15 protein-coding genes are annotated in these 20,966 nt (G+C 69.7%); 8 read left to right on the top strand and 7 right to left on the bottom strand.

Going from position 1 to position 20,966, the window contains the following annotated elements; translation table 11 throughout:
- The first annotated feature begins 77 nt into the window (after window positions 1-77).
- The 3 genes from C4V41_RS34750 (at window position 78) to C4V41_RS34740 (ending at window position 7,111) form a co-directional block, all read left to right on the top strand.
- Window positions 78-2,969, top strand: a complete 2,892-nt coding sequence (locus C4V41_RS34750) for a glycoside hydrolase family 48 protein (protein WP_235030553.1) — start codon at window positions 78-80, stop codon at window positions 2,967-2,969.
- Entirely contained in the window at window positions 2,912-5,467 is a 2,556-nt protein-coding gene (locus C4V41_RS34745; RefSeq protein WP_103960206.1) for a glycoside hydrolase family 9 protein, read from the top strand. Before C4V41_RS34750 ends, C4V41_RS34745 begins: the two co-directional genes overlap by 58 nt.
- Before the next feature lie 66 nt (window positions 5,468-5,533).
- Window positions 5,534-7,111, top strand: a complete 1,578-nt coding sequence (locus tag C4V41_RS34740) for a cellulase family glycosylhydrolase (protein WP_103960205.1) — start codon at window positions 5,534-5,536, stop codon at window positions 7,109-7,111.
- A gap of 138 nt (window positions 7,112-7,249) precedes the next feature.
- Here C4V41_RS34740 and C4V41_RS34735 read toward each other — a convergent pair whose 3' ends face one another.
- Together C4V41_RS34735 and C4V41_RS34730 are read right to left on the bottom strand one after the other, a co-directional pair.
- Complete coding sequence (locus tag C4V41_RS34735) at window positions 7,250-7,771, bottom strand: hypothetical protein (protein ID WP_103960204.1); 522 nt, start codon at window positions 7,769-7,771, stop codon at window positions 7,250-7,252.
- Window positions 7,768-8,823, bottom strand: coding sequence for a lytic polysaccharide monooxygenase auxiliary activity family 9 protein (locus C4V41_RS34730; RefSeq protein WP_103960203.1), 1,056 nt, complete (start codon window positions 8,821-8,823; stop codon window positions 7,768-7,770). Before C4V41_RS34730 ends, C4V41_RS34735 begins: the two co-directional genes overlap by 4 nt.
- A gap of 266 nt (window positions 8,824-9,089) precedes the next feature.
- On the opposite strand from C4V41_RS34730, the gene C4V41_RS34725 reads away from it, so the two are divergent.
- Complete coding sequence (locus C4V41_RS34725) at window positions 9,090-10,460, top strand: GH12 family glycosyl hydrolase domain-containing protein (RefSeq protein WP_103960202.1); 1,371 nt, start codon at window positions 9,090-9,092, stop codon at window positions 10,458-10,460.
- 78 nt (window positions 10,461-10,538) lie between these two features.
- Here C4V41_RS34725 and C4V41_RS34720 read toward each other — a convergent pair whose 3' ends face one another.
- The 3 genes from C4V41_RS34720 to C4V41_RS34710 all read right to left on the bottom strand — a co-directional run bounded on the left by C4V41_RS34720 (window position 10,539) and on the right by C4V41_RS34710 (window position 15,115).
- Window positions 10,539-11,759: a serine/threonine-protein kinase gene (locus C4V41_RS34720; protein ID WP_103960201.1), complete on the bottom strand. Its 1,221-nt coding sequence runs from the start codon at window positions 11,757-11,759 to the stop codon at window positions 10,539-10,541.
- Window positions 11,760-11,769: 10 nt separating this feature from the next.
- Complete coding sequence (locus tag C4V41_RS34715) at window positions 11,770-12,741, bottom strand: LacI family DNA-binding transcriptional regulator (RefSeq protein ID WP_103960200.1); 972 nt, start codon at window positions 12,739-12,741, stop codon at window positions 11,770-11,772.
- Window positions 12,742-12,970: 229 nt separating this feature from the next.
- A complete protein-coding gene (locus C4V41_RS34710; protein ID WP_103960199.1) occupies window positions 12,971-15,115 on the bottom strand; it encodes a transglycosylase domain-containing protein in 2,145 nt (714 codons plus the stop codon).
- Between the two features lie 306 nt (window positions 15,116-15,421).
- On the opposite strand from C4V41_RS34710, the gene C4V41_RS34705 reads away from it, so the two are divergent.
- From C4V41_RS34705 to C4V41_RS34690, 4 genes are all read left to right on the top strand, one after another.
- Entirely contained in the window at window positions 15,422-16,633 is a 1,212-nt protein-coding gene (locus C4V41_RS34705) for a hypothetical protein (RefSeq protein ID WP_103960198.1), read from the top strand.
- Window positions 16,630-17,628, top strand: coding sequence for a hypothetical protein (locus C4V41_RS34700; protein WP_103960197.1), 999 nt, complete (start codon window positions 16,630-16,632; stop codon window positions 17,626-17,628). Before C4V41_RS34705 ends, C4V41_RS34700 begins: the two co-directional genes overlap by 4 nt.
- Window positions 17,629-17,692: 64 nt before the next feature.
- Window positions 17,693-18,205 (top strand): MarR family winged helix-turn-helix transcriptional regulator, encoded by a 513-nt coding sequence (locus tag C4V41_RS34695; RefSeq protein WP_103960196.1) that lies wholly within the window; start codon window positions 17,693-17,695, stop codon window positions 18,203-18,205.
- A gap of 71 nt (window positions 18,206-18,276) precedes the next feature.
- Window positions 18,277-18,672, top strand: coding sequence for an STAS domain-containing protein (locus tag C4V41_RS34690; RefSeq protein ID WP_146103902.1), 396 nt, complete (start codon window positions 18,277-18,279; stop codon window positions 18,670-18,672).
- Here the strand turns inward: C4V41_RS34690 and C4V41_RS34685 are convergent.
- Window positions 18,660-20,066: a dihydrolipoyl dehydrogenase family protein gene (locus tag C4V41_RS34685; RefSeq protein WP_103960194.1), complete on the bottom strand. Its 1,407-nt coding sequence runs from the start codon at window positions 20,064-20,066 to the stop codon at window positions 18,660-18,662. The genes C4V41_RS34690 and C4V41_RS34685 overlap by 13 nt on opposite strands.
- A gap of 58 nt (window positions 20,067-20,124) precedes the next feature.
- A complete protein-coding gene (locus tag C4V41_RS34680) occupies window positions 20,125-20,961 on the bottom strand; it encodes a hypothetical protein (RefSeq protein ID WP_103960193.1) in 837 nt (278 codons plus the stop codon).
- Window positions 20,962-20,966: the final 5 nt, after the last annotated feature.

Raw genomic sequence — 20,966 nt, 5'->3', positions numbered from 1 at the left:
CACACCCCTACTCCCATGGAGATCCCGTGAAGTACAGACCTCCTCTCCTCTTGTCGCGCTTATCGAGGCGTCTCGCCGTGGCCACGACCCTCGTTCTCGTAGCGAGCGCGACCACGGCCGTGGCGGCGTCTCCCGCCCAGGCGGCCGTGGCCTGCGACGTGCAGTACACGGCCAACCAATGGGGCACTGGCCAGGGGGGATTCACCGCGAGCATCACGCTGAAGAACACCGGTGACCCCCTGACGTCTTGGTCACTCGGGTTCGACTTCCCGACCACCGGCCAGAAGTACACCCCGAATGGCTGGGGTGCCAACTGGAGCCAGTCGGGCACCCGCGTCACGGCCACGAACATGCCGTGGAACGGCAACCTGGCCACCGGCGCCTCCACCAACATCGGCTTCAACGGCACCTGGACCGGCACGAACCCGAAGCCGGCCTCCTTCAGTGTCAACGGGGTCACCTGTGGCGGCGGCACCGGCACGGCGCCCACCGTGTCGCTGACCTCGCCGACCGCCGGCCAGACGTACACCGCGCCGGCCACCGTGGCGATCGCGGCCAACGCCGCCGACGCCGACGGCACCGTCGCCAAGGTCGACTTCTACCAGGGCACCACGCTGCTCGGCACCGACACGTCCTCGCCGTACGGCTACAGCTGGACGAACGTCGCGGCCGGCAGCTACTCGATCACCGCCAGGGCCACCGACAACGCCGGCCTTACCACCACCTCCTCACCGGTGGGGATCACGGTCTCGCCGCCCACGGGCCCCGCGCTCGTGGTGAGCCCGACCACGCTGTCCGTGCCCGAGGCGGGCACCGCGAGCTTCGGGGTGAGCCTCTCCCAGGCGCCCACGTCGAACGTGACCGTCTCCATCGCCCGGGCCAGCGGTGACACCGACCTCACGGTGTCGGGCACCGCCACCCGCACGTTCACGCCGGCCAACTGGAACACGGCGCAGAACGTCGCGATCGCCGCGGCCAACGACACCGACACCACGAGCGGCTCGGCCGTCTTCAGGGTGAGCGCCACCGGTTACACCCCCGTGGACGTGACCGTCAGCGAGGCGGACGACGACGTCGGGGGCAACAACCAGTACGTCCAGCGCTTCGTCGAGCTCTACAACGAGCTCCACGACCCGGCCAACGGCTACTTCTCGCCCGAGGGCGTGCCGTACCACTCGATCGAGACGTTCATGGTCGAGGCGCCGGACCACGGGCACGAGACCACGTCCGAGGCCTACAGCTACTACCTGTGGCTGGAGGCGACCTACGGTCAGGTGACCGGCGACTGGACGAAGTTCAACAACGCGTGGGCCTCGATGGAGAAGTACATCATCCCGGCCACCGCCGACCAGCCGACCAACTCCTTCTACAACGCCTCGAAGCCGGCGACCTACGCGGCCGAGTACAACACGATCAACAGCTACCCTTCGCAGATCGACTCCGGCGTCTCCGTCGGCACCGACCCGATCGCCGGTGAGCTGCAGAGCGCGTACGGCACCCGCGACATCTACGGCATGCACTGGCTGCTGGACGTCGACAACACCTACGGCTTCGGCCGCTGCGGCGACGGCACCACCAAGCCCGCCTACATCAACACCTACCAGCGCGGCCCGGAGGAGTCGGTCTTCGAGACGATTCCGCAGCCGTCCTGCGACACCTTCGCCCACGGCGGCACCAACGGCTACCTGGACCTGTTCATCAAGGACGCCTCGTACGCCAAGCAGTGGAAGTACACCAACGCCCCCGACGCCGACGCGCGCGCGGTGCAGGTGGCGTACTGGGCGCAGACCTGGGCCACGGCGCAGGGCAAGCAGTCGCAGATCTCCGCGACGGTGGCCAAGGCCGCCAAGATGGGCGACTACCTGCGCTACTCGATGTACGACAAGTACTTCAAGCAGCCCGGCTGCACGAGCCCGTCGTGCCCGGCCGGCACCGGCAAGAACGCCTCCAACTACCTGCTGTCCTGGTACTACGCATGGGGCGGCGCGACCGACGCCAGCGCCGGCTGGGCCTGGCGCATCGGCTCCAGCCACAACCACTCCGGCTACCAGAACCCGTTCGCGGCCTGGGCGCTGTCCAACGTCGCGGCACTGCGGCCCAGCAGTTCGACCGGCGCGGCCGACTGGAGCACGAGCCTGACCCGGCAACTGCAGTTCTACACCTGGCTGCAGTCGGCCGAGGGCGCCATCGCCGGTGGCGCGACCAACAGCTGGGAGGGCCACTACGCGGCACCGCCGAGCGGACTGCCGAAGTTCCACGGCATGACCTATGACTGGCAGCCCGTCTACCACGACCCGCCGTCGAACCAGTGGTTCGGCTTCCAGGCGTGGACGATGGAGCGGGTGGCCGAGCTCTACAACGTCACCGGCAACGCCGACGCGAAGGCGCTGCTCGACAAGTGGGTGACGTGGGCGCTGGCCAACACCACGATCGGCGCCAACGGCAGCTACCAGATCCCGTCCACGCTGCGCTGGACCGGCCAGCCCGCGGGCAACTTCAGCGCCACCACCGGCATGCCGCCGGCCAACCCGGGCCTGCACGTGACCGTCGTGGATCACACGCAGGACGTGGGCGTCGCCGGCTCCTACGCCAAGGTGCTGATGTACTACGCGGCCAGGGCGAACCACACCCAGGCGCGTGACACGGCCAAGGCGCTGCTGGACGGCGTCTGGCTGAACCGCGACGCCAAGGGTGTCTCGGTGCCGGAGACGAAGACCGACTACAACCGGGTCGACGACGCGGTGTACGTGCCGGCCGGCTGGAGCGGCGAGATGCCCAACGGCGACGCCATCAACTCCAACTCGACCTTCATCTCCATCAGGTCCTTCTACCGCAACGACCCGGACTGGCCGAGGGTCCAGTCCTTCCTGAACGGCACCGGCCCCGCGCCGGTCTTCAACTACCACCGCTTCTGGGCACAGGTGGACGTCGCCGTCGCCCTGGCGGAGTACGGGCGGCTCTTCCCGTGAGAAAAGCGGTACTGATCGCTGTGGCGTCGCTGGTCCTGCCCCTGGTGACAGGGGCGGGGCCGGCGGCCCACGCCGCCGCGCCCTTCGCCTACGGCGAGGCGCTGCAGAAGTCGCTGTGGTTCTACGAGGCCCAGCAGTCGGGCCCCAAGCCCGCCTGGAACCGCGTCTCCTGGCGCGGCGACTCGGGCATGAACGACGGCAAGGACGTCGGAGTGGATCTCACGGGCGGCTGGTACGACGCGGGCGACCACGTCAAGTTCGGCTTCCCGATGGCCTTCTCCGCCACGATGCTGGCCTGGGGCGCGGTCGAGTACCGCGACGCGTACGCAAGCTCGGGCCAGCTCACACACCTGCTCAACAACCTCAAGTTCGTCAACGACTACTTCATCAAGGCCCACCCGTCGCCGAACACGCTCTACGGGCAGGTCGGCAACGGCGGCACGGACCACGCCTGGTGGGGGCCGGCCGAGGCGATGGGCATGACGCGCCCCGCGTACAAGATCGACGCATCCTGTGGCGGGGCGGACCTGGCGGGCGAGACGGCGGCGGCGATGGCGGCCTCCTCGATCGTCTTCCGGCCGACGAACGCGGCCTACGCCGACACGCTGGTGACGCACGCCAAGCAGCTCTACACCTTCGCCGACACGGTCAGGAAGAAGTACAGCGAGTGCATCACCGACGCCTCGGGCTACTACCAGTCGTGGAGCGGCTTCAACGACGAGCTGGTGTGGGGCGCGATCTGGCTCTACCGGGCCACGAACGACGCCTCCTACCTGGCCAAGGCCGAGAGCGGCTACGCCAACCTCGGAACCGAGCCGCAGAGCACCATCAAGTCGTACAAGTGGACGATCGCCTGGGACGACAAGTCGTACGGCGCCTATGTGCTGCTGCACAAGCTGACCGGCAAGCAGCAGTATCTCGACGACGCCAACCGCTGGCTCGACTGGTGGACGGTCGGCGTCAACGGCTCGCAGGTGAAGTATTCGCCGGGCGGCCAGGCCGTGCTCGACCGGTGGGGCTCGCTGCGGTACGCGGCCAACACCTCGTTCGCGGCGCTCGTGCACAGCGACTCGATCACCGACGCGACGCGGAAGACCCGCTACCACGACTTCGCGGTCCGGCAGATCAACTACGCGCTCGGTGACAACCCGCGCAACTCCTCGTACGTGATCGGCTTCGGCGCCAACCCGCCGAAGAACCCGCATCACCGCACGGCGCACGGCTCGTGGACCGACCAGATCACCAGCCCCGAGCAGACCCGCCACACCCTGTACGGCGCCCTCGTCGGCGGCCCGCCCGACCCGAACGACGCCTACACCGACAAACGCGACGACTACGTCATGAACGAGGTCGCCACCGACTACAACGCTGGCTTCACCAGCGCGCTGGCCAGGCTCTACAAGGAGTACGGCGGCGCTCCGGCGGCGAACTTCCCGGCGCAGGAGACCCCCGACGGCCCCGAGATCTTCGTCGAGGCCGGGGTCAACGCCTCGGGCGGCACGTTCACGGAGATCAAGGCGATCGTCCGCAACCAGTCGGCCTGGCCCGCCAGGGTGCTGGCCGACGGCTCGTTCCGCTACTACTTCACCCTCGACGGCACCACGACCGCCTCGCAGATCAGCGTGTCGTCGGCCTACACCCAGTGCAAGGCGCCGACGCTGCACCAGTCGAGCGGCAGCACCTACTACGTGAACATCGACTGCTCGGGCCAGGCCATCGCGCCCGCCGGGCAGTCACAGCACCGCAGGGAGGTGCAGTTCAGGATCTCCAGCGCGGGGACGTGGGACCCGGCCAACGACTGGTCCTACCGCAACATCCCCACGACGCCCGGCGCGACGCCGGCCCGGACCCAGAACATCACCCTCTACAGCGGCGCCACCAAGATCTGGGGTGAGCCGCCGGGGCCGGAGGTCGTGGACACGACCGCGCCCAGCAGGCCGGGCAAGCCCGTGGTATCCGGGATCACGGGCTCCACGGCACGGCTGAGCTGGCCGGCGTCCACGGACAACGTCGGCGTGAGCGGCTATGACGTCTATCTGGGGTCCACCAAGATGGGCACGGCCACGAGCGCCGCCTTCGACCTGAGCGGTCTCACCCCTGCCACGTCCTACACGGCCACCGTGGTGGCCAGGGACGCGGCCGGCAACACCTCGGCGGCCTCCGAGGGCACGGCGTTCACCACCACGGACACGCCGGGGCCCACGGGCGGGTGCGCGGCGGCGTACAAGGTGACGAGCACCTGGGGCGGCGCCTACCAGGCCGAGGTGACGGTCAAGAACAACGGCACCTCGGCGACCACCGGCTGGGCGGTCACCTGGGCCTCGCCGAACACGATCACCCAGCTCTGGGGCGGTAGGCACACGGTGTCCGGCTCCTCGGTCACCGTCAGGAACGAGGGCTGGAACGGCGCGCTCGCGCCGGGCGCGAGCACCACGTTCGGCTTCATCGCCAACGGCACGTCCACCACTCCCGACCCGATCACCTGCACCCCCGCCTGAGCCCAGACCCCGCCCCCGCCGCAGGAGCGGCGGGGGCGGTTCCACAGGCGCAGTGAAAGGCAGCACATGAGATCACTGTTGACCGCCCTGGCCTGCGTGGCCGCCCTCCTGGCCGTCCCCGCGGCCCCCGCGAACGCCGCCACCGGGCTGCACGTCAGCGGCACGAAGATCCTGGAGGGCAACGGCCAGGAGTTCGTGATGCGCGGCACCAGCCACGCGCACACCTGGTACGCGACCCAGACCAAGGCGTTCGCCGACATCAAGTCGCTGAAGGCCAACACCGTCCGCGTCGTGCTCAGCGGCGGCCGCTGGACCCCCAACAACGTCACCGACGTGGCCGGCGTCGTCTCCCTCTGCAAGCAGAACAAGCTGATCTGCGTGCTGGAGAACCACGACACCACCGGGTACGGCGAGCAGAGCGGCGCCTACACCCTCGACCAGGCCGCCGACTACTGGATCAGCGTCAAGTCCGCCCTGGTCGGCCAGGAGGACTACATCGTCGTCAACATCGGCAACGAGCCGATCGGCAACAACGCCGTCACCCCTGGCTGGGCCGCCGCCACCACGGCCGCGATCCAGAAGCTGCGCACCAACGGCTTCGACCACGCGCTGATGGTGGACGCGCCCAACTGGGGCCAGGACTGGCAGTTCGGCATGCGCGACAACGCGCGGGCGGTCTTCGACAGCGACCCGGACAAGAACACGATCTTCTCGGTCCACATGTACGGCGTCTTCGACACGGCGGCGGAGATCACCGCTTACATGGACGCCTTCAAGACCGCCGGGCTGCCGCTGATCGTGGGCGAGTTCGGCTTCAACCACTCCGACGGCGACCCGGACGAGGACACGATCATGGCGCAGGCCGTGAGCCGCGGCCTCGGCTACCTGGGCTGGTCGTGGAGCGGCAACGGCGGCGGCGTCGAATACCTGGACCAGGTCACCAACTTCGACGTCACCCAGCTCACCTCCTGGGGACAGCGGCTGTTCAACGGCGCCAACGGCATCGCCGCGACCGCCAGGCAGGCCTCGATCTACGGCGGCGGCACCACCGACCCGACCCCGCCGAGCATCCCCGGCACGCCGTCGGCGTCGAACATCACCTCGTCGGGAGCCACCCTGACCTGGACCGCCTCGACCGACAACGTGGGCGTGACGGGTTACGACGTCTACACCTCGACCGGCACGCCGCTCGGCGCCACGGCCACCAACTCGATCACCCTGACCGGGCTGTCGGCGGGCACCGCCTACCAGGTGTACGTCAAGGCCAGGGACGCGGCGGGCAACCAGTCGGCCCAGTCGCCGACGGCCTCGTTCACCACCACCAGCGCTCCGGCCGGCGGCTGCGCGGCCACGGGGACCGTACAGAGTCAGTGGGGCACCGGCTACGTCGTGCAGCCCGCGACCGTGACCAACACGAGCACCACGGCCAGGACCGGCTGGACGGTGACGTTCACGCTGCCCGCCGGGCACACGCTCAGCGGCTCCTGGAACGCCGCGGTGACGGTCAGCGGCCAGACCGTGACGGCCAAAAACCTGAGCTACAACGGCGCGCTGCAGCCGAACGCGAGCACGAGCTTCGGCTTCCAGGTCAGCCGCCCGGGCGGCAACACCTCGGTGCCCTCCGGCTACACGTGCGCCAACTGATCTGAACTGCCCTGCCCCCCGGTGCGTATGAGGAGGTGAGGCTGAAAACTCCAACCCTGCCCGACAACACACACCATCCCGCCCGGATGGGACGGACGCGGCCGATTCCTCCAGTCGGCCGCGTCCGTTCGTGTATGTCTACTTGGCGGTTGATGAGAGCGTGAACCGCTCGCGTGCCGCCTCGATCGCCGAGTCATCGCCGAACTCGGCGAACGCCTGCTCGTGGTACCGCTCGGGGATGAGGTTCCTGACCCGGTCCGGATAGCCGGCCCCGGACTCCGGCACCCGGACCTCGGGCGGGATGTCGACCTTGACGGCGATCGGGCCCGAGGCCCGTACGGAGGCCGCCCAGTCGGAGCTCACGCCGGTGACGGCGCACATGTGGCGGGCGTACACCCACCGCACCTCGACCAGGGCCTTGGCATCGGCGGGTTCGGTGCCGAAGGGCTCCACGGCGCACACGACGCGGGATTCGAAGCTGTGCCCGTGGGCGTGGTGCTCGCCTGGCGAGGCCTGTTCGAGTATCAAGGTCACCTGGGCGGCGAGCTCCTCGTTGAGCTGTGACGACGGCTGCCTGGCAGCGAAGAACGTCACCCCGGCCAGGGTCAGGCAGGCCAGGGTGACGATCGCCGCGATGAGCCCGCGACGCGTTTTGATCACGGGCTGGTGCAGGTCAGGCTTGGGGCGGGGCTCGGAACCGAGCCGGTGGCGTTGAATCCGAACGTGGTGGACGCGTTCGGTGCGAGTTGTCCGTTGTACGAGGCGTTCTTGACCGACACGTTCGGCGGTTGCCCGTTCAGCACGCCGTTCCACGGCGAGCCGTCGAAGCCCTGGCCGCCGGTGTAGGTCCAGTTGACCGTCCAGCCGCTCATGCTGCTCGCGCCGGTGTTCTTGACGGTCACCTCACCCTGGAAGTGGCCGGCCCAGCCGGTGTTGGTGGCCTTCCACGTGGCGGTGCAGGCACCCGCGGGGGCGGTCGGCGTGACCGTCGGGTCGGGGCCGGGAGAGCTGCCGCCGGGGCCGACCCCGGTCACGTTGCCGTTGCCGCCGTCGAAGGCGACGTCGGAGCAGCTGTAGAAGTTCTCGTTGCTGTCGGAACGGATCCAGTGCGTGAAGATGATGTGCCGGCCGCTCTTGCCGGACGGAAGTGTGGCGTTCCAGTAGTAGTAGTTGAGCGCGCCGGCGCCGCCGGTCTTGGGCGGGTTGGTGACGCTGCCGAACGGCTCCAGGTCGGACCACTTCAGCGGCCCGTTGGGGTTCCAGCCGTTCTTGGTGACGTAGTAGTTGAACGAGCCGGGGTGCTCGGCCCAGTTGCTGTGCCGCATCTGGATGGTGGCCCCGGAGGTCAAGTGCGTCAGCGGCCAGTCGGAGCGGACCGCGTTGTAGGCCGAGAAGTCGTAGGGCCCGCCGGTGCCGCCGCTGCAGATCTGGCCGTCGGGGATGAATCCGGTGGTCCGGCCGGCGCCGTCGGAACGCAGCACCGCGAACCAGTTGTACAGGGGGGTCGCGCCGCTCTGGTTGACGGCGGCTCCGCACGCGGGGTTGTAGGGGATGATCTGCCCGTTGTCCCGCAGGCCGTCCTGCCAGCACAGGAACGTACGGCTGCCGGGGAACATCGACACGCCGTGTGCCTGCGCCTGCGTGGGCACCATCAAAATGGTAGTGATCAGGACCAGGACGGCGGTGAACGCCGCCGACTTGAATAACTTCATGGGGATTTCCCTTGCAGCTGACGACAGAAAAGGAACCTGCCCCACGACCTGCCCGCCCGGCCAGCGCATTGAATCACGGCTTTCCCGGCTTCGACAACGAGCGGTGAAACTTTCAACCGATCTTGGTCATGGTTTCCGCTGGTGTCCGCCCCGTTCCTGGTCGGTCTCGTACGGGCCCGCTTGCCGTGCGCGGATCGCGCGGACAGGCTGACTGCTGGGAGCGCTCCCACTACACTCCCCTTTCAGAGAGGCGGGAGCAACACGCCATGAGGCACGCGCACATCCACCTGATCATCGGGGCTCTGTTCGCCACCGTCCTGTTCGCCGCCCCGGCGCAGGCCGCCCCGGTGCTCTGCGAGAAGTACGGCGCCGCCGCCATCCAGAACAACCGGTACATCGTGCAGAACAACGTCTGGGGCGCGAGCACCGCGCAGTGCATTGACGTCAACCAGAACGGCGGGTTCACGATCACGCAGTCGGCGCACAACAACGCCACCAACGGCGCCCCGGCCGCCTACCCGTCGATCTACGCCGGCTGCCACTACGCCAGTTGCACCACCGGCAGCGGCCTGCCCATGCAGGCGAGCGCGAGCGGCTTCGGCGCGCTCCGGAGCAGCGTCAGCATGACGTACCCGGGCTCCGGCACCTACAACGCCTCCTACGACCTGTGGTTCGACCCCACGCCCCGCACCGACGGCCAGAACACCGGTGCCGAGCTGATGATCTGGCTCAACCGGGCGGGCTCGATCCAGCCGATCGGCTCCCAGGTCGGCACCGTCAACCTGGCCGGCGCCACCTGGCAGGTCTGGTTCGGCAACACCGGCTGGAACGTGATCTCGTACGTGCGCACCTCGCCCGCGACCTCGCTCGACTTCTCGATCAACACCTTCTACTCCGACGTCGTCAGCCGGGGCTACGGCCAGCGGTCGTGGTACCTGACCAGCGTCCAGGCCGGCTTCGAGCCCTGGATCGGCGGCACGGGCCTGGCGGTCAACTCCTTCTCCTTCGGCTCGGGCGGCGGCACCACCGACACCTCGCCGCCGACCACCCCGGGCAACCCGGCCGCGAGCGGCACCACCGCGACCGGCACCACGCTGTCGTGGGGCGCCTCCACCGACTCCGGCGGCAGCGGCCTGGCGGGCTACGACATCCTCCGCGCGACCGGTGACACCTTCACCAGGGTCGGGAGCAGCACCACCACCTCCTACACCGACACCGGGCTGAGCCCCGCCACGACCTACCGCTACCGGATCCAGGCCAGGGACGGCGCGGGCAACCTGTCGCCCGAGTCGGGCACCGTCACCGTGACCACCCAGCAGGGCGGAGGCGGCGGGAGCTGCGCGGTCACCGCGACCACGCAGAACGCCTGGAACAACGGCTACGTTATCCAGCCCGTGACCGTCACCAACCGGGGCACGTCGGCGCTCAACGGCTGGGCGGTGACGTTCCCGCTGCCGTCCGGGCACACGATCACCGGCATCTGGAACGCGAGCTACACGGTCAGCGGCGGCACGGTGACCGTCAGGAACCTCGGCCACAACGGCGGCCTCGGCCCGAACGCATCCACGACGTTCGGCTTCCAGGCGACCAGGCCGGCCGGGAACACGCAGGTGCCCAGCGGTTACACCTGCGCATGAGGGCTCGCGCGGGCACCGCTTTGCGAGGGGCCCCGCCCGCGCGATCGAGGGGTACGGCTGGTGCTGCCGTACCCCTCATCACTCTCCCTGTAAGGCGGTGTCGAGGTCGTCGAGCCTGGCCTGCAACTCGCTCAGGCAGGCCGGTGTGAGGCGGCCCTCGCGCCAGCGGTCGGACAGCTTCCTGCGCAGGTTGTCGGTCGTGGTCTCCGAGGGGCCCTGCTGCGGCGTCACGGCGTGGTTCAGCACCTGCCGCAGGTCGAGCACCACGTCGTCGTCGGTCGCGCCGCACGGAGTCCTGGCCGTGAGCACGGTGGTGAAGTCGGCCGCCGCCTTCTCGACGGTGATCGTCGCGGCCGGTGAGCTCTCGATCAGCCGGGCCGTGGGCGACGGCGACTTCGCCGCCCGCTCCGGCGTCGGGGGCGGCGCGCTCTGCTGGAACCACAGCAGGGCGGACAGCGCGATGGCCGCCGAGCCCGCCACCGTGAGCCCGCGCCGCACGTGCCGGCCCACCGTGGCCGTGCCGAGCGCGGAGGTCAGCGCCGAGACGATCTGCGCCGCAGTCGGCCGCGCCTCCGGCTCGTGCGCCAGGCAGCGCTGGCAGAGCGTGGCGACGGAGTTCGGCACGCCGGGGACCCGGGGCGGCGGAGCGGTCCTGCGGACCGCCTCGATCTCCTCCCACGTGGTCTCCGGGTACGGCGTCCGCCCGGTGAGCATGGTGTGCAGCAGCACGCCGAGGGCGTACACGTCGACGGCCGGATGGGTGGGCGCGCCGAGCAGCCGCTCGGGAGCGACGTAGGGAGGGGTGCCGCGGTCGTCGTCGGGATCTCCCGCCCAGGCCGCGATGCCGAAGTCGAGCAGTTTGGGGCCTTCGGCGGTGAGCAGCACGTTCTCGGCCGTGACGTCCCGGTGCACCAGGCCGCGGGCGTGCCCGGCCATCAGCACCCGGGCCAGCCGTAGCGCGATGGCCGCCGCCTCCTGCCACCGCAGCGGGCCCTTCTCGACCCGCTCGGCCAGTGGGGTGCCGTCGAGCAGGGGCATCACCACGTACGCGGCCACGCCGCCGCTCGTGGTGACGGTTTCCCCGTAGTCGTAGATCTCGATCGAGTCGGGATGGATGAACCTGGCCGCGGCCCGCGCCTCGCTGCGCACGCTCACCCGTTCGAGGGGGTCGGTGTGCAGCGAGGCGGTGAGCACCTTGACCGCGATCATCCGGTGCAGAGACTGGTCGAAGGCGCGCCAGATGACCGACATGCCGCCGCGGGCCAGCGGATCCAGCAACAGGTACCTGCGGGCCAGCACATCCCCAGGCTCAAGCCGACTCACGGATGACCAGTTCCGTGGGGAGTACGGGATCGATCCCCGCTGCGCCCGTCAGCAGCAGCCGGGTGGCGACCGTGGCGAGCTCCTCGACGGGCTGGCGAATGGTGGTGAGAGCGGGGACGGTGTGCCGGGCGACCGGGGCGTCATCGAACCCGATCACCGCGACGTCCGCGGGGACCTTGCGGCCCGCCCTGCGCAGGGCCTGGATCGCGCCCGCCGCCATCAGATCCGAGGCGACGAACACGGCGTCCAGACCCGGCGCATGGCGTAACAGCCACTGCATGGCGTGGGTGCCGGAGGCGGCGGTGAAGTCCCCGTAGGCCACGGGGACGTCGGGTGCGCCCGCCGACTGCAGGGTGCGTATCAGGCCCTCTAATCTGTCTCGGGCTCCGGGTAAGGACGGGGGGCCGCCGATGGCGGCGACATTACGGCGGCCTGACAACAGGAAGTGCTCGGCCGCCTGGCGGCCGCCGTCGAGGTTGTCGACGTCGGCGTACGGGAGTTTGAGGTCGTGGGGCGGGCGGCCGATGTTGCGGACGGGGACGCCTGAGGTGGATAACTTGATCGCCAGGGGGTGACGCTCTCTTGCGCCCACGATCAGCACCGCGCCGGATAGGGCGGGCAGCGTGGACGAGGTCGGGGTGACGGTGGTCACCATGAGGTGGGTGCCGTGCTCGGCGATCACGGCTCCGGCTGAGGAGAGAAGTCTGGCGTAGTAAGGCTCGGAGAAGAGCCGGGGTAGATGGTCGCAAATCACCGCGGTGACGCCATCGGCCATGGTTTTCGCGGCCGTTCCCCGGGGTGCGCGCTGTCGGACGTATCCCATGCGGGACACGGCGTCGTAGACTTGCCGGCGGGTCGAGGTACTGACCCGCACCGAGCCCGTGAGGACTCGAGATGCGGTCGCGGGGGAGACCCCGGCCTCGGCCGCGACCTGTGCCAGTGTGGGCTGCTCGGTCATGGAGCACCTCGCGGAAAGATCCTGGGAGCGCTCCCACGTTACCAATGTTTCGCCGCTGTTAATAGGGCCTTTGCAAGGAGTGCGTCCCACTGTGCGGACGCACTCCGAATTTGCTCAGCTAGAGGCGTTGGTAACCGTCAGGGGTTTCTGCGCCGGATGTGGATCACCGCATATTTCCGTGCCCGATTTGTCGTATCTGACAATCAGGAAACCCCTCTTGTCGACTCGATCAGTCGAACGTCGTGTCAATGTCGGTGTCCTCGAGCACGCCGTCCGAGTCGTCATCGTCGTCGCTCCGGTCGGGCTCGACCCGTACCGGCGCGCAGCTGGAGCCACAACCGCCGAACCGGGAGGAGTTGACGGGGGTGAACTCCGTCGCCGGGACGCCCTTCAGGGCGGCCAGCATGGTGTCCTTCCAGATCGGTCCCGGGATCGAGGCGCCGAAGACGGAGCCGTAGTAGCGGCCGCCGATGGTGATGTTGTTCAGCTTGTGGTCCTGCGCGCCGCGCGGGTCGCCGATGCTGACCGCTCCCGCGAGGTCCGGGGTGAAGCCGGCGAACCAGGCCGTGGCCTGCGAGTCGGTGGTGCCGGTCTTGCCGGCGGCGTCCCGGCCGATGCCGCCGACGCCCCGCATCGTGCCCTTGGTGAACACGCCGGACAGGATGTCGGCCGCGGCGTCGGCGACCTCCGCGTCAAGGGCCTGGTTGCACTGGGGCTTGTAGTTCTTGGTCTTGCCGTTGCGGTCGGTGATCTTGGTGATCACCATGGGCGCGCAGTACTTGCCGCGGGCGCCGATCGTCGCGTACGCGTTGGCGACCGTCACCGGGTCCATCTCGTTGGTGCCGAGCGTGAACGTGGAGAACTCCAGCAGCGGCAGGCCGTCAGAGCGCTTGATGCCCAGGTCCTTGGCGGTCTTGATGGTGTCGCACAGGCCCACCTTCTGCTCCAGCGCCATGAAGAAGGTGTTGACCGACTGCCAGGTGCCGGTGGCCAGCGACTTGAAGCCGCCGCCGCCCTCGTCGTTGGTGACGGTGTGGCTGGGGTCGCCGATGTTCTCGCCCTTGCAGTTCTTGAACGAGGAGTAGTAAGGAGCGCGGAAACCCTGGCTGACCGACAGCCCGTCGTTGATCTTCATGCCCTCCTTGAGGGCGGTGATCAGGGTGAACGTCTTGAACGTCGAGCCCGCCTGGAAGCCGGTGCCGCCGCCGTGCACCGCGTCGGCGACCACGTTGTACGACATTTCCTTCTTGCGCTTGTTGTTGCCGTATTTCCGGCTGGCGGCCATCGCCTTGATCGCGCCCGTGCCCGGCTCCACCAGGGCCTCGGAGGCGACCGGGTTGTCCGAGGCGTTCACGTGCTTCTTGATCGCCCGGTCGGCGGCCTTCTGCATCCTGGGGTCGAGCGTGGTATGGATCGTCAGGCCACCCCGGTTGAGGAACTGGCTCCTGAGCTTGGGCGTCTTGCCGAAGACCTTGTTGCTCAGCACCTCGTTGCGCACGTACATGCAGAAGTACGGCGTCTCGCTGGCCGTGCAGCCGCCCGGAATCGCGGTGCCCTTGTAGCCGAGCTTCTTCTTCTTGGCCTCGGCGGCCATCTCAGGTGTGATCTTGCCCAGCTTGGCCATCGTGTCGAGCACCAGGTTGCGCCGGCTCAGCAGCTTGGCCCGCTGCGCCTTGCCCAGGTTGGGGTCGGTCGCGTTGGGGTCCTGCACGGCGCCCGCCAGCGTCGCGGCCTGCGCCAGCGTCAGCTCGGACGCCTTGACCCCGAAGAAGCGCTTGGCCGCCGCCTCCACCCCGTTGGCTCCTGCGCCGAAGTAGGCGATGTTGAGGTACTTCTCCAGGATCTCGTCCTTGGTGTACTTCTCCTCCACCGCCATCGCGTAGCGCAGCTCCTTGAGCTTGCGCGCGTAGCTGGCCTCCAGGGCCGCGTTGCGTTCCTTGTCGGTGGTGGCCGAGTTGAGCAGCACCTGCTTGACGTACTGCTGGGTGATCGACGAGCCGCCCTGCGCGATGCCGCCCGAGGCGGCGTTCTTGGCCAGGGCGCGGATGGTGCCCTCGATGTCGATCGCGCCGTGCTCGTAGAAGCGATAGTCCTCGATGGAGAGGATGGCCGTCTTCATGATCTCGGCCACTTCGCCGAGCTTCACGCTCTCGCGGTATTCCTCGTAGAACCAGGCGATCTCGTTGCCCTTGGCGTCGAGCACGGTCGTCCGCTCGGCCAGTGGGGGCTCCGTGAGCTCCTCAGGTTTGATGCCCAGGTCCTCGGAGGCCGAGACGAACATCGCTCCGGTACCCCCGACCGCGGGCAGCGCGATAGCGGCGGCCACGACGCCGGCCGCCGCCGCGGCCGCCGTCAGGCGTGCGACACTCGACATACGGGAACCCATGCTGGTAAATCCTCCCCATCGTGGCATTAGGGTGCATCCTAAACCCGGCCATGACGTGCTCCATGTAAAAGCTTGGACGTCGCATGGGGCGGGAAAGTTCGGGGGGTAGCGGGGGTTTTTCGCCGACTCCGTGCGTATGGCGCAGTTCGTGCTGCGTGGGACCCCTGCGACGAGTGTGACGGCCGCTCCTTCTGTGACGGCTGAGATTCCCTCCAGGCACCGGCAAAGAAGCGTGTGGCCCGCGGAGTGGGGGCCCGCCGGTCTGGCAACGTCCTGTCCGTGGTGGAGGGACTTATGCGTCACGCGGGGGCCGGCGAGCACATCGAACGTGTGCTCGCCGCCGCCAGGGCCTGCTGGGGAGCGGGTCCCGGCGGTGACAGGTGTGTCGTGGCCGAGGCGTTCGACGAGGACCTGCGGGTCGTGGTGCGTACGCTCGCGGTCGCGCGGGCGGTCTGCGGGCTGCTCTCGGCGCGGCTGGTCGTGCCGGGGCGGCCGGAGTGGCGGCGGCTGGCGGAGGCGTTCGGCGCCGCCGACGACGTGTGGCCCGAGGTGCCGCCCGTCGCGCTGGTCGCCAGCCGGGTGGACAGGACCCTGCCCAGGGAGATCCCCGTCGTGTACGTGCACGGCACCGGGTCGCTGAAGGCGTACGCGCTCTTCCCCGACCAGGGGCCGTGCTCGCTGGAGGAGGAGCTGCCCGCCCGGGTGGGCGCGTTCTTCGAGCGGCACGTGTGGCCGTACAGGGAGACGATCAGGCCGAGCGCGGAGCGGGCGGCCTGGCGGGCGAAGAGCGGCTACCAGCTCCGCACGGAGACCGAGCGCCGCCAGTTGCGCTACTACGGCTGCGCCCGCCTGGGCCTCGACGCCGACCGGCCCACGATCGCGGTGTTCGGCCACGTGCCCGCGCGGGACGCGGAGCTGTTCGGGACGACGGCGGAGTTCGCCATGTCCGACGAGAGCGCCAACTGGTTGTTCCTCGATCGCGTGCCCGCGGACGGCCGGCCCCGGATCAGGAACGTGACCGGCGCGCTGTCGGCCAACCTGCTGTGGAGCATGGCCGACGTGGCCGTCACCTTCGGGGACAGCGACCTGCCCGCCTTCGGCATCCCCGTCATCCAGGCCGGCTGGTCGGAGGGCGGCGTCTGCGGCGCCGCGCACGTGCCGCGCTCGCCCCACGAACACCGCGGGCTGCTCCAGGAGGCCATCGCCAGGCACGCCAAGGGCGAGTCCATCCTCGGCCCCGAGCAGCGCGAGCGCGCCCGGCTGTGGCTCTGGCTGCGCCGCTGCGGCGCCGACGTGCCCAGTCAGCTCCTGCCGCACTGGGAGCACGGCGCCGACTACGCCCGCACGCTCGCCGTCAACCTGCGGCACGCGGAGCCCGACGGCGACCCTCTCTACGGCGCGGTGGCCCGCATGTGGGAGCGGCGCGACCCCGTGCTCACCCGCTTCGACCTCCATGACCCGGCCGGGCTGGCCGGCACACTCACCCCCTCTAGGAGCTTCAGATGAGCAGCACAGGACCCGCCACCGACCTGGACCAGGTGGTGCTTCCCGCGATCCCGCCCGTCCACCTGCTCAGCGGGCAGGTCGCCGCGCTGCAGGTGACCGATCGGCTGCACCGCGGCAGCCAGATCGTGGGCAGGTTCGAGACGTCGGGGCTGGCCGGGTTCAAGGTGTCGGCGCAGGGGCGGCCGCTGCGGGTGCAACTGGCGCTGTCCGCCGACGAGCGGTCGGTGAGCGGCTGGCACACCGGCCGTACGGACATGACCGGGGGGCTGCCGCGGCTGCTGCAGATCCGCTCCCAGGGGCGGCTGCGCCAGTGTGTGCTGCTGCGGGGCCGCAAGGCGCACGCGCGGGTGGCCTTCGACCTGACGCCGGAGGAGATCCCCGACGACGGCCTGATCTGTGTCGAGGTGCTCGACATCAGCGAGGGCGACGGCGTCTGCGACGAGCTGCGCCAGGCCGTCTCGGGCCTGGTCGTGGCCGACGGGGTGGCCGGCGTGCGGCTGGACAAGGTGGTGTTCGAGGAGCCGCCCGCGACGGACTTCGACCCCGACACGCTCGACGGGTCGCGCTGCGAGCTGTATTCGCTGATCAGCGGGGGCGGCCTGGCCAACCTCAACCGGCAGGGCGTCCGGCCCCTGCGCTCGGGCATGTTCGTGATCAACCCGGTGCTCAAGGACCGGTTCGGGTCGAGCGGCCGGATCACGCTCCGGCTGGGCACGCGGGCTGAGCCGGCCAGCGTCATCCCGGCGACATGGCAGCGGGTCAACAGCGAGCTGCGCTGGCTGCGCCACGCCACCAGGAAGCTGCTGCACGCGGCGGCGCCGTCGGTGGAGCGGGTGATCAGCGTCAGGGACGGCGACATGGGCACGCCCGACCAGGTCGTCCACGGCAACATCACCGACCTGGTGCTGCCAGGCCCGGCGACGTCGCCGTTGCTGGTGATCATGGCGCCGTGCCACGGCGCGGTGCCGACCCTGGAGTCGGGAACCGCCTGCTGAATACCTTGGGAACCGCGCACTAGTACGGATACGAATAGTTTTCGCTCAAATAAGATGCGGAGTCATGGGCGACGCTATCGACCGGATCATCGAGCAGTGGCGGCGCGAGCGGCCTGACCTCGACCTGTCGGCCATGGACGTCTTCGGGCGGCTCGCCCAGGCCATGCGGCTGCTGATGCCCCAGGTGGACCGGGTCTTCACCAAGCGCGGGCTGCGGCAGGGCGAGTTCGACGTGCTGGCCGCGCTGCGCCGGGCCGGGCCGCCGTACACGCTGATCCCGTCCGAGCTGTCGGACGTGCTGATGATGTCGCGGGCCGGCATGACCAACCGGCTCGACCGGCTGGAGGCGGCCGGGCTGGTCGAGCGCAGCCTGGATCCCGCCGATCGGCGCAGTTTCCGGGTCCGGCTGACCGGCGAGGGCCTGCGGATCGTGGACGACGCCCTCACGGAGCACGCCGCGAACCTGGCGCGCCTGGCCGCCCCGCTGACCCGCGAGGACGTCGAGACGCTGTCCTCGATCATGCGCAAGCTGTTGGACGGTCCTCTTGGTGACCGCGGGGACGGCGGGGCCCAATAGGTGCGAAAATTCACCGGCTTCCCGTGATAACGCCGCTCATTGGGCAGTTGTTCTCTGTGGGCAGCAGTGGTTTGCGAATCGAGACGACCCGGCACCTGCACTGCACGGTCATGCGCGCCAGCGGCGAACTGGACCACGCGGGCCGGGTCCGGTTCAGCGCCCGCATCCAAGCCGTATGGAACTGGTCGCGGGGACCGGTGCTCGTGTTCGACCTGGCCGACCTCGACTTCTTCGACTCGTCGGTCATCGGGGTGCTGGCGATGGCGATGCAGCGGATGGAGGAGGAGGAGAGCGCGGGCCGGATCATCCTCGTCCAGCCATCCGACCACCTGCTGTCGGTGCTGCGGCTGACGGACCTGCTGTCGCACGTGGAGTTGCGCGACAGCGTCGAGGGGACGGTGGCGGAGCTGATGGTGCACGCGCCCGCCGCCACGGAACCCCCGCCCAGCCCCTTCTACAGCCCGTAGGCCTCCAGTAGCCGCAGCCACACCTCGCTGACCGTCGGGAACGACGGCACCGCGTGCCAGAGCCGGTCGAGCGGCACCTCGGCGGTCACCGCGATCGTGGCGGCGTGCAGCAGCTCGGCCGCACCCGGCCCGGCGAACGTGACACCGAGCAGCACCTTCCTGTCCTCGTCCACCACCGCCCTGGCCTGACCGCGGTAGCCGTCGCCCAGTAGGTAGGCGCCGCTGACGCCGCCCATGTCGTAGTCGACCACGCGCACCCGGAACCCGTCCTCGCGGGCCACCGCCTCCGTGCGGCCGACCGCGCAGATCTGCGGATCGGTGAAGACGACCTGCGGCGCGCCATAGCCGCCCGCGAGGTCGCGCATGGCGGGCAGCTCGTCGCCGCGCGCCCGGGCGGCGATCACGTCGCCGCAGATCCTGGCCTGGTATTTGCCCATGTGGGTGAGGAGCGCGCGCCCGTTGGCGTCGCCCACGGCGTAGAGCCAGCCGTCGGGGACCCCGGTGGCCCGCATGCTGTCGTCCACCTCGACGTATTTACCGTCGGCCAGGCCGACGGTGCCGAGCCCCAGGTCGCGGGTCGAGGGCCGGCGGCCGGTGGCCACCAGCAGCTCGTCGGCCTCCAGCGGCGGCCCCTCGGACAGGTGGACGGTCACCTTCCCGCCGGGCTCCGGGCGTTCGACCCGGGTGACGCCGATGTTGGTGCGCACGTCGATGCCCGCGTCGGCGAACGACCGCGCGAGCAGCTCGCCCGCGAACGGCTCCATCCGGGCCAGCAGGCCGTCACCGCGTACGAGGACGGTGGTCTGCCGGGCGCCCAGCCCGTGCATGGCCTGCGCCATCTCACACGCCACCACGCCGCCGCCGAGCACGGCCAGCCGCTCGGGGACCACCTTCGCCGCGGTCACCTCGTGGCTGGTCCACGGGGCCGCCTCGGGCAGCCCCGGCACGGGGGGTATGGCCGCGGAGGTGCCCGTGGCCAGCACGACGGCCTGCCGGGCGGTCAGCACCCGCTCACCGCCGTCGGCCGTGGTCACGCGCACGCGCCTGGGCCCGTCGAGGCGGCCTCGGCCGCGGACGAACTCGGCCGGGACACTCTCGACCCACCGCACCTGACCGGCGTCGTCGTAGTGCGACACGGCCTCGTCGCGGTGGGCCAGCACCGCGGCCACGTCGATCGGCCCGAGCGAGAGGCCGGGCACCCGGCTCACCTCGCCCGCCAGATCGATGGGCCGCAGCAGCGCCTTGCTCGGCACGCACGCCCAGTAGGAGCATTCGCCGCCGGCCAGCCGCTCCTCGACGATCGCCGCGGTCAGGCCGCCGCGCACGGCCCGGTCCACCACGTTCTCGCCGGCCGGTCCCGCGCCGATCACGATGACGTCGAAGTCGTCAGCCACTCCTGCCTCCACAAGCACTCGACTATGGACCGAATGCTTTCATGCCGGGGTCACGGATTCAGGAAGTGGGGATGGCGGGCTCGGTATCGGTCCAGCCGGACTCGATCTTCATCGTCCAGGTCTTGGCGTGGAGCTGCTCGCCGTTGTAGACGGTGTCGAGGTCGGTGGCGACGAGCTTCATGTTCCTGGTGTCGATCGTGAAGGTGTGCCGGACCTTGTACTTGGGGTCCTCCGAGCGTTCGGTGACCTTCTTGCGGTCCTTGCCGGCGTCGGCGACCGTGACGCCGGGCATCGTCGTCAGCACCTTGTACGCGGCCTCGCGCACCCCCTTGGGCACCGGCAGGCGGTGCATGAGGTCCGGGTATACGCCCTTCAGCGACGTGTTCATGTCGAGCGGAGGCTTGCCGGGCGCGCTGTAGAGCTTCTGCAGCCAGCTCTTCAAGGCCTCCGGCTCCGTGGGGGCGGCCTGGAGCTCCTCGAACGTCAGCCTCGTGTAACCCATGATCCAGCCGGCACTGCCCTTCGGCTTGAACAACCGGCCCTTCTCCGGCTCCATCGACAGCTCCACCAGCATGCCTTCGGTGCGGTAGCTCCACTTCCTGGGTGAGCCGTCCCGCTTCCACGCCGCCCGGTCGGCGGCGGTCTTCGGGGCGGCGCCCATCGGGCGGTAGCCGTGCCAGGACTGGCCGTTGGGCAGCGTCCACTCCTCGCTGAGCCGCCGCTCCACCACCCAGTACTTGTTCGCGCCACGGCCCACCTGGCGCGAGTGGTTCTTCACCTGGACGGTCTTCGTGTGCCAGTACTTGCCCTCGGCGCCCGGGGCGCTCGCCTGGGCGGCGGGAGCCGTCGCCGCGATGGCCAGGGTGGCCAGGGTGAGTGTCAGAAACTTACGCATCTCGG

It is taken from the genome of Nonomuraea solani, from assembly GCF_900108335.1.
Classification (GTDB): domain Bacteria; phylum Actinomycetota; class Actinomycetes; order Streptosporangiales; family Streptosporangiaceae; genus Nonomuraea; species Nonomuraea solani.
Note: the sequence above shows the minus strand (reverse complement) of the source record. Positions and strands in the feature narration are given on the sequence as shown.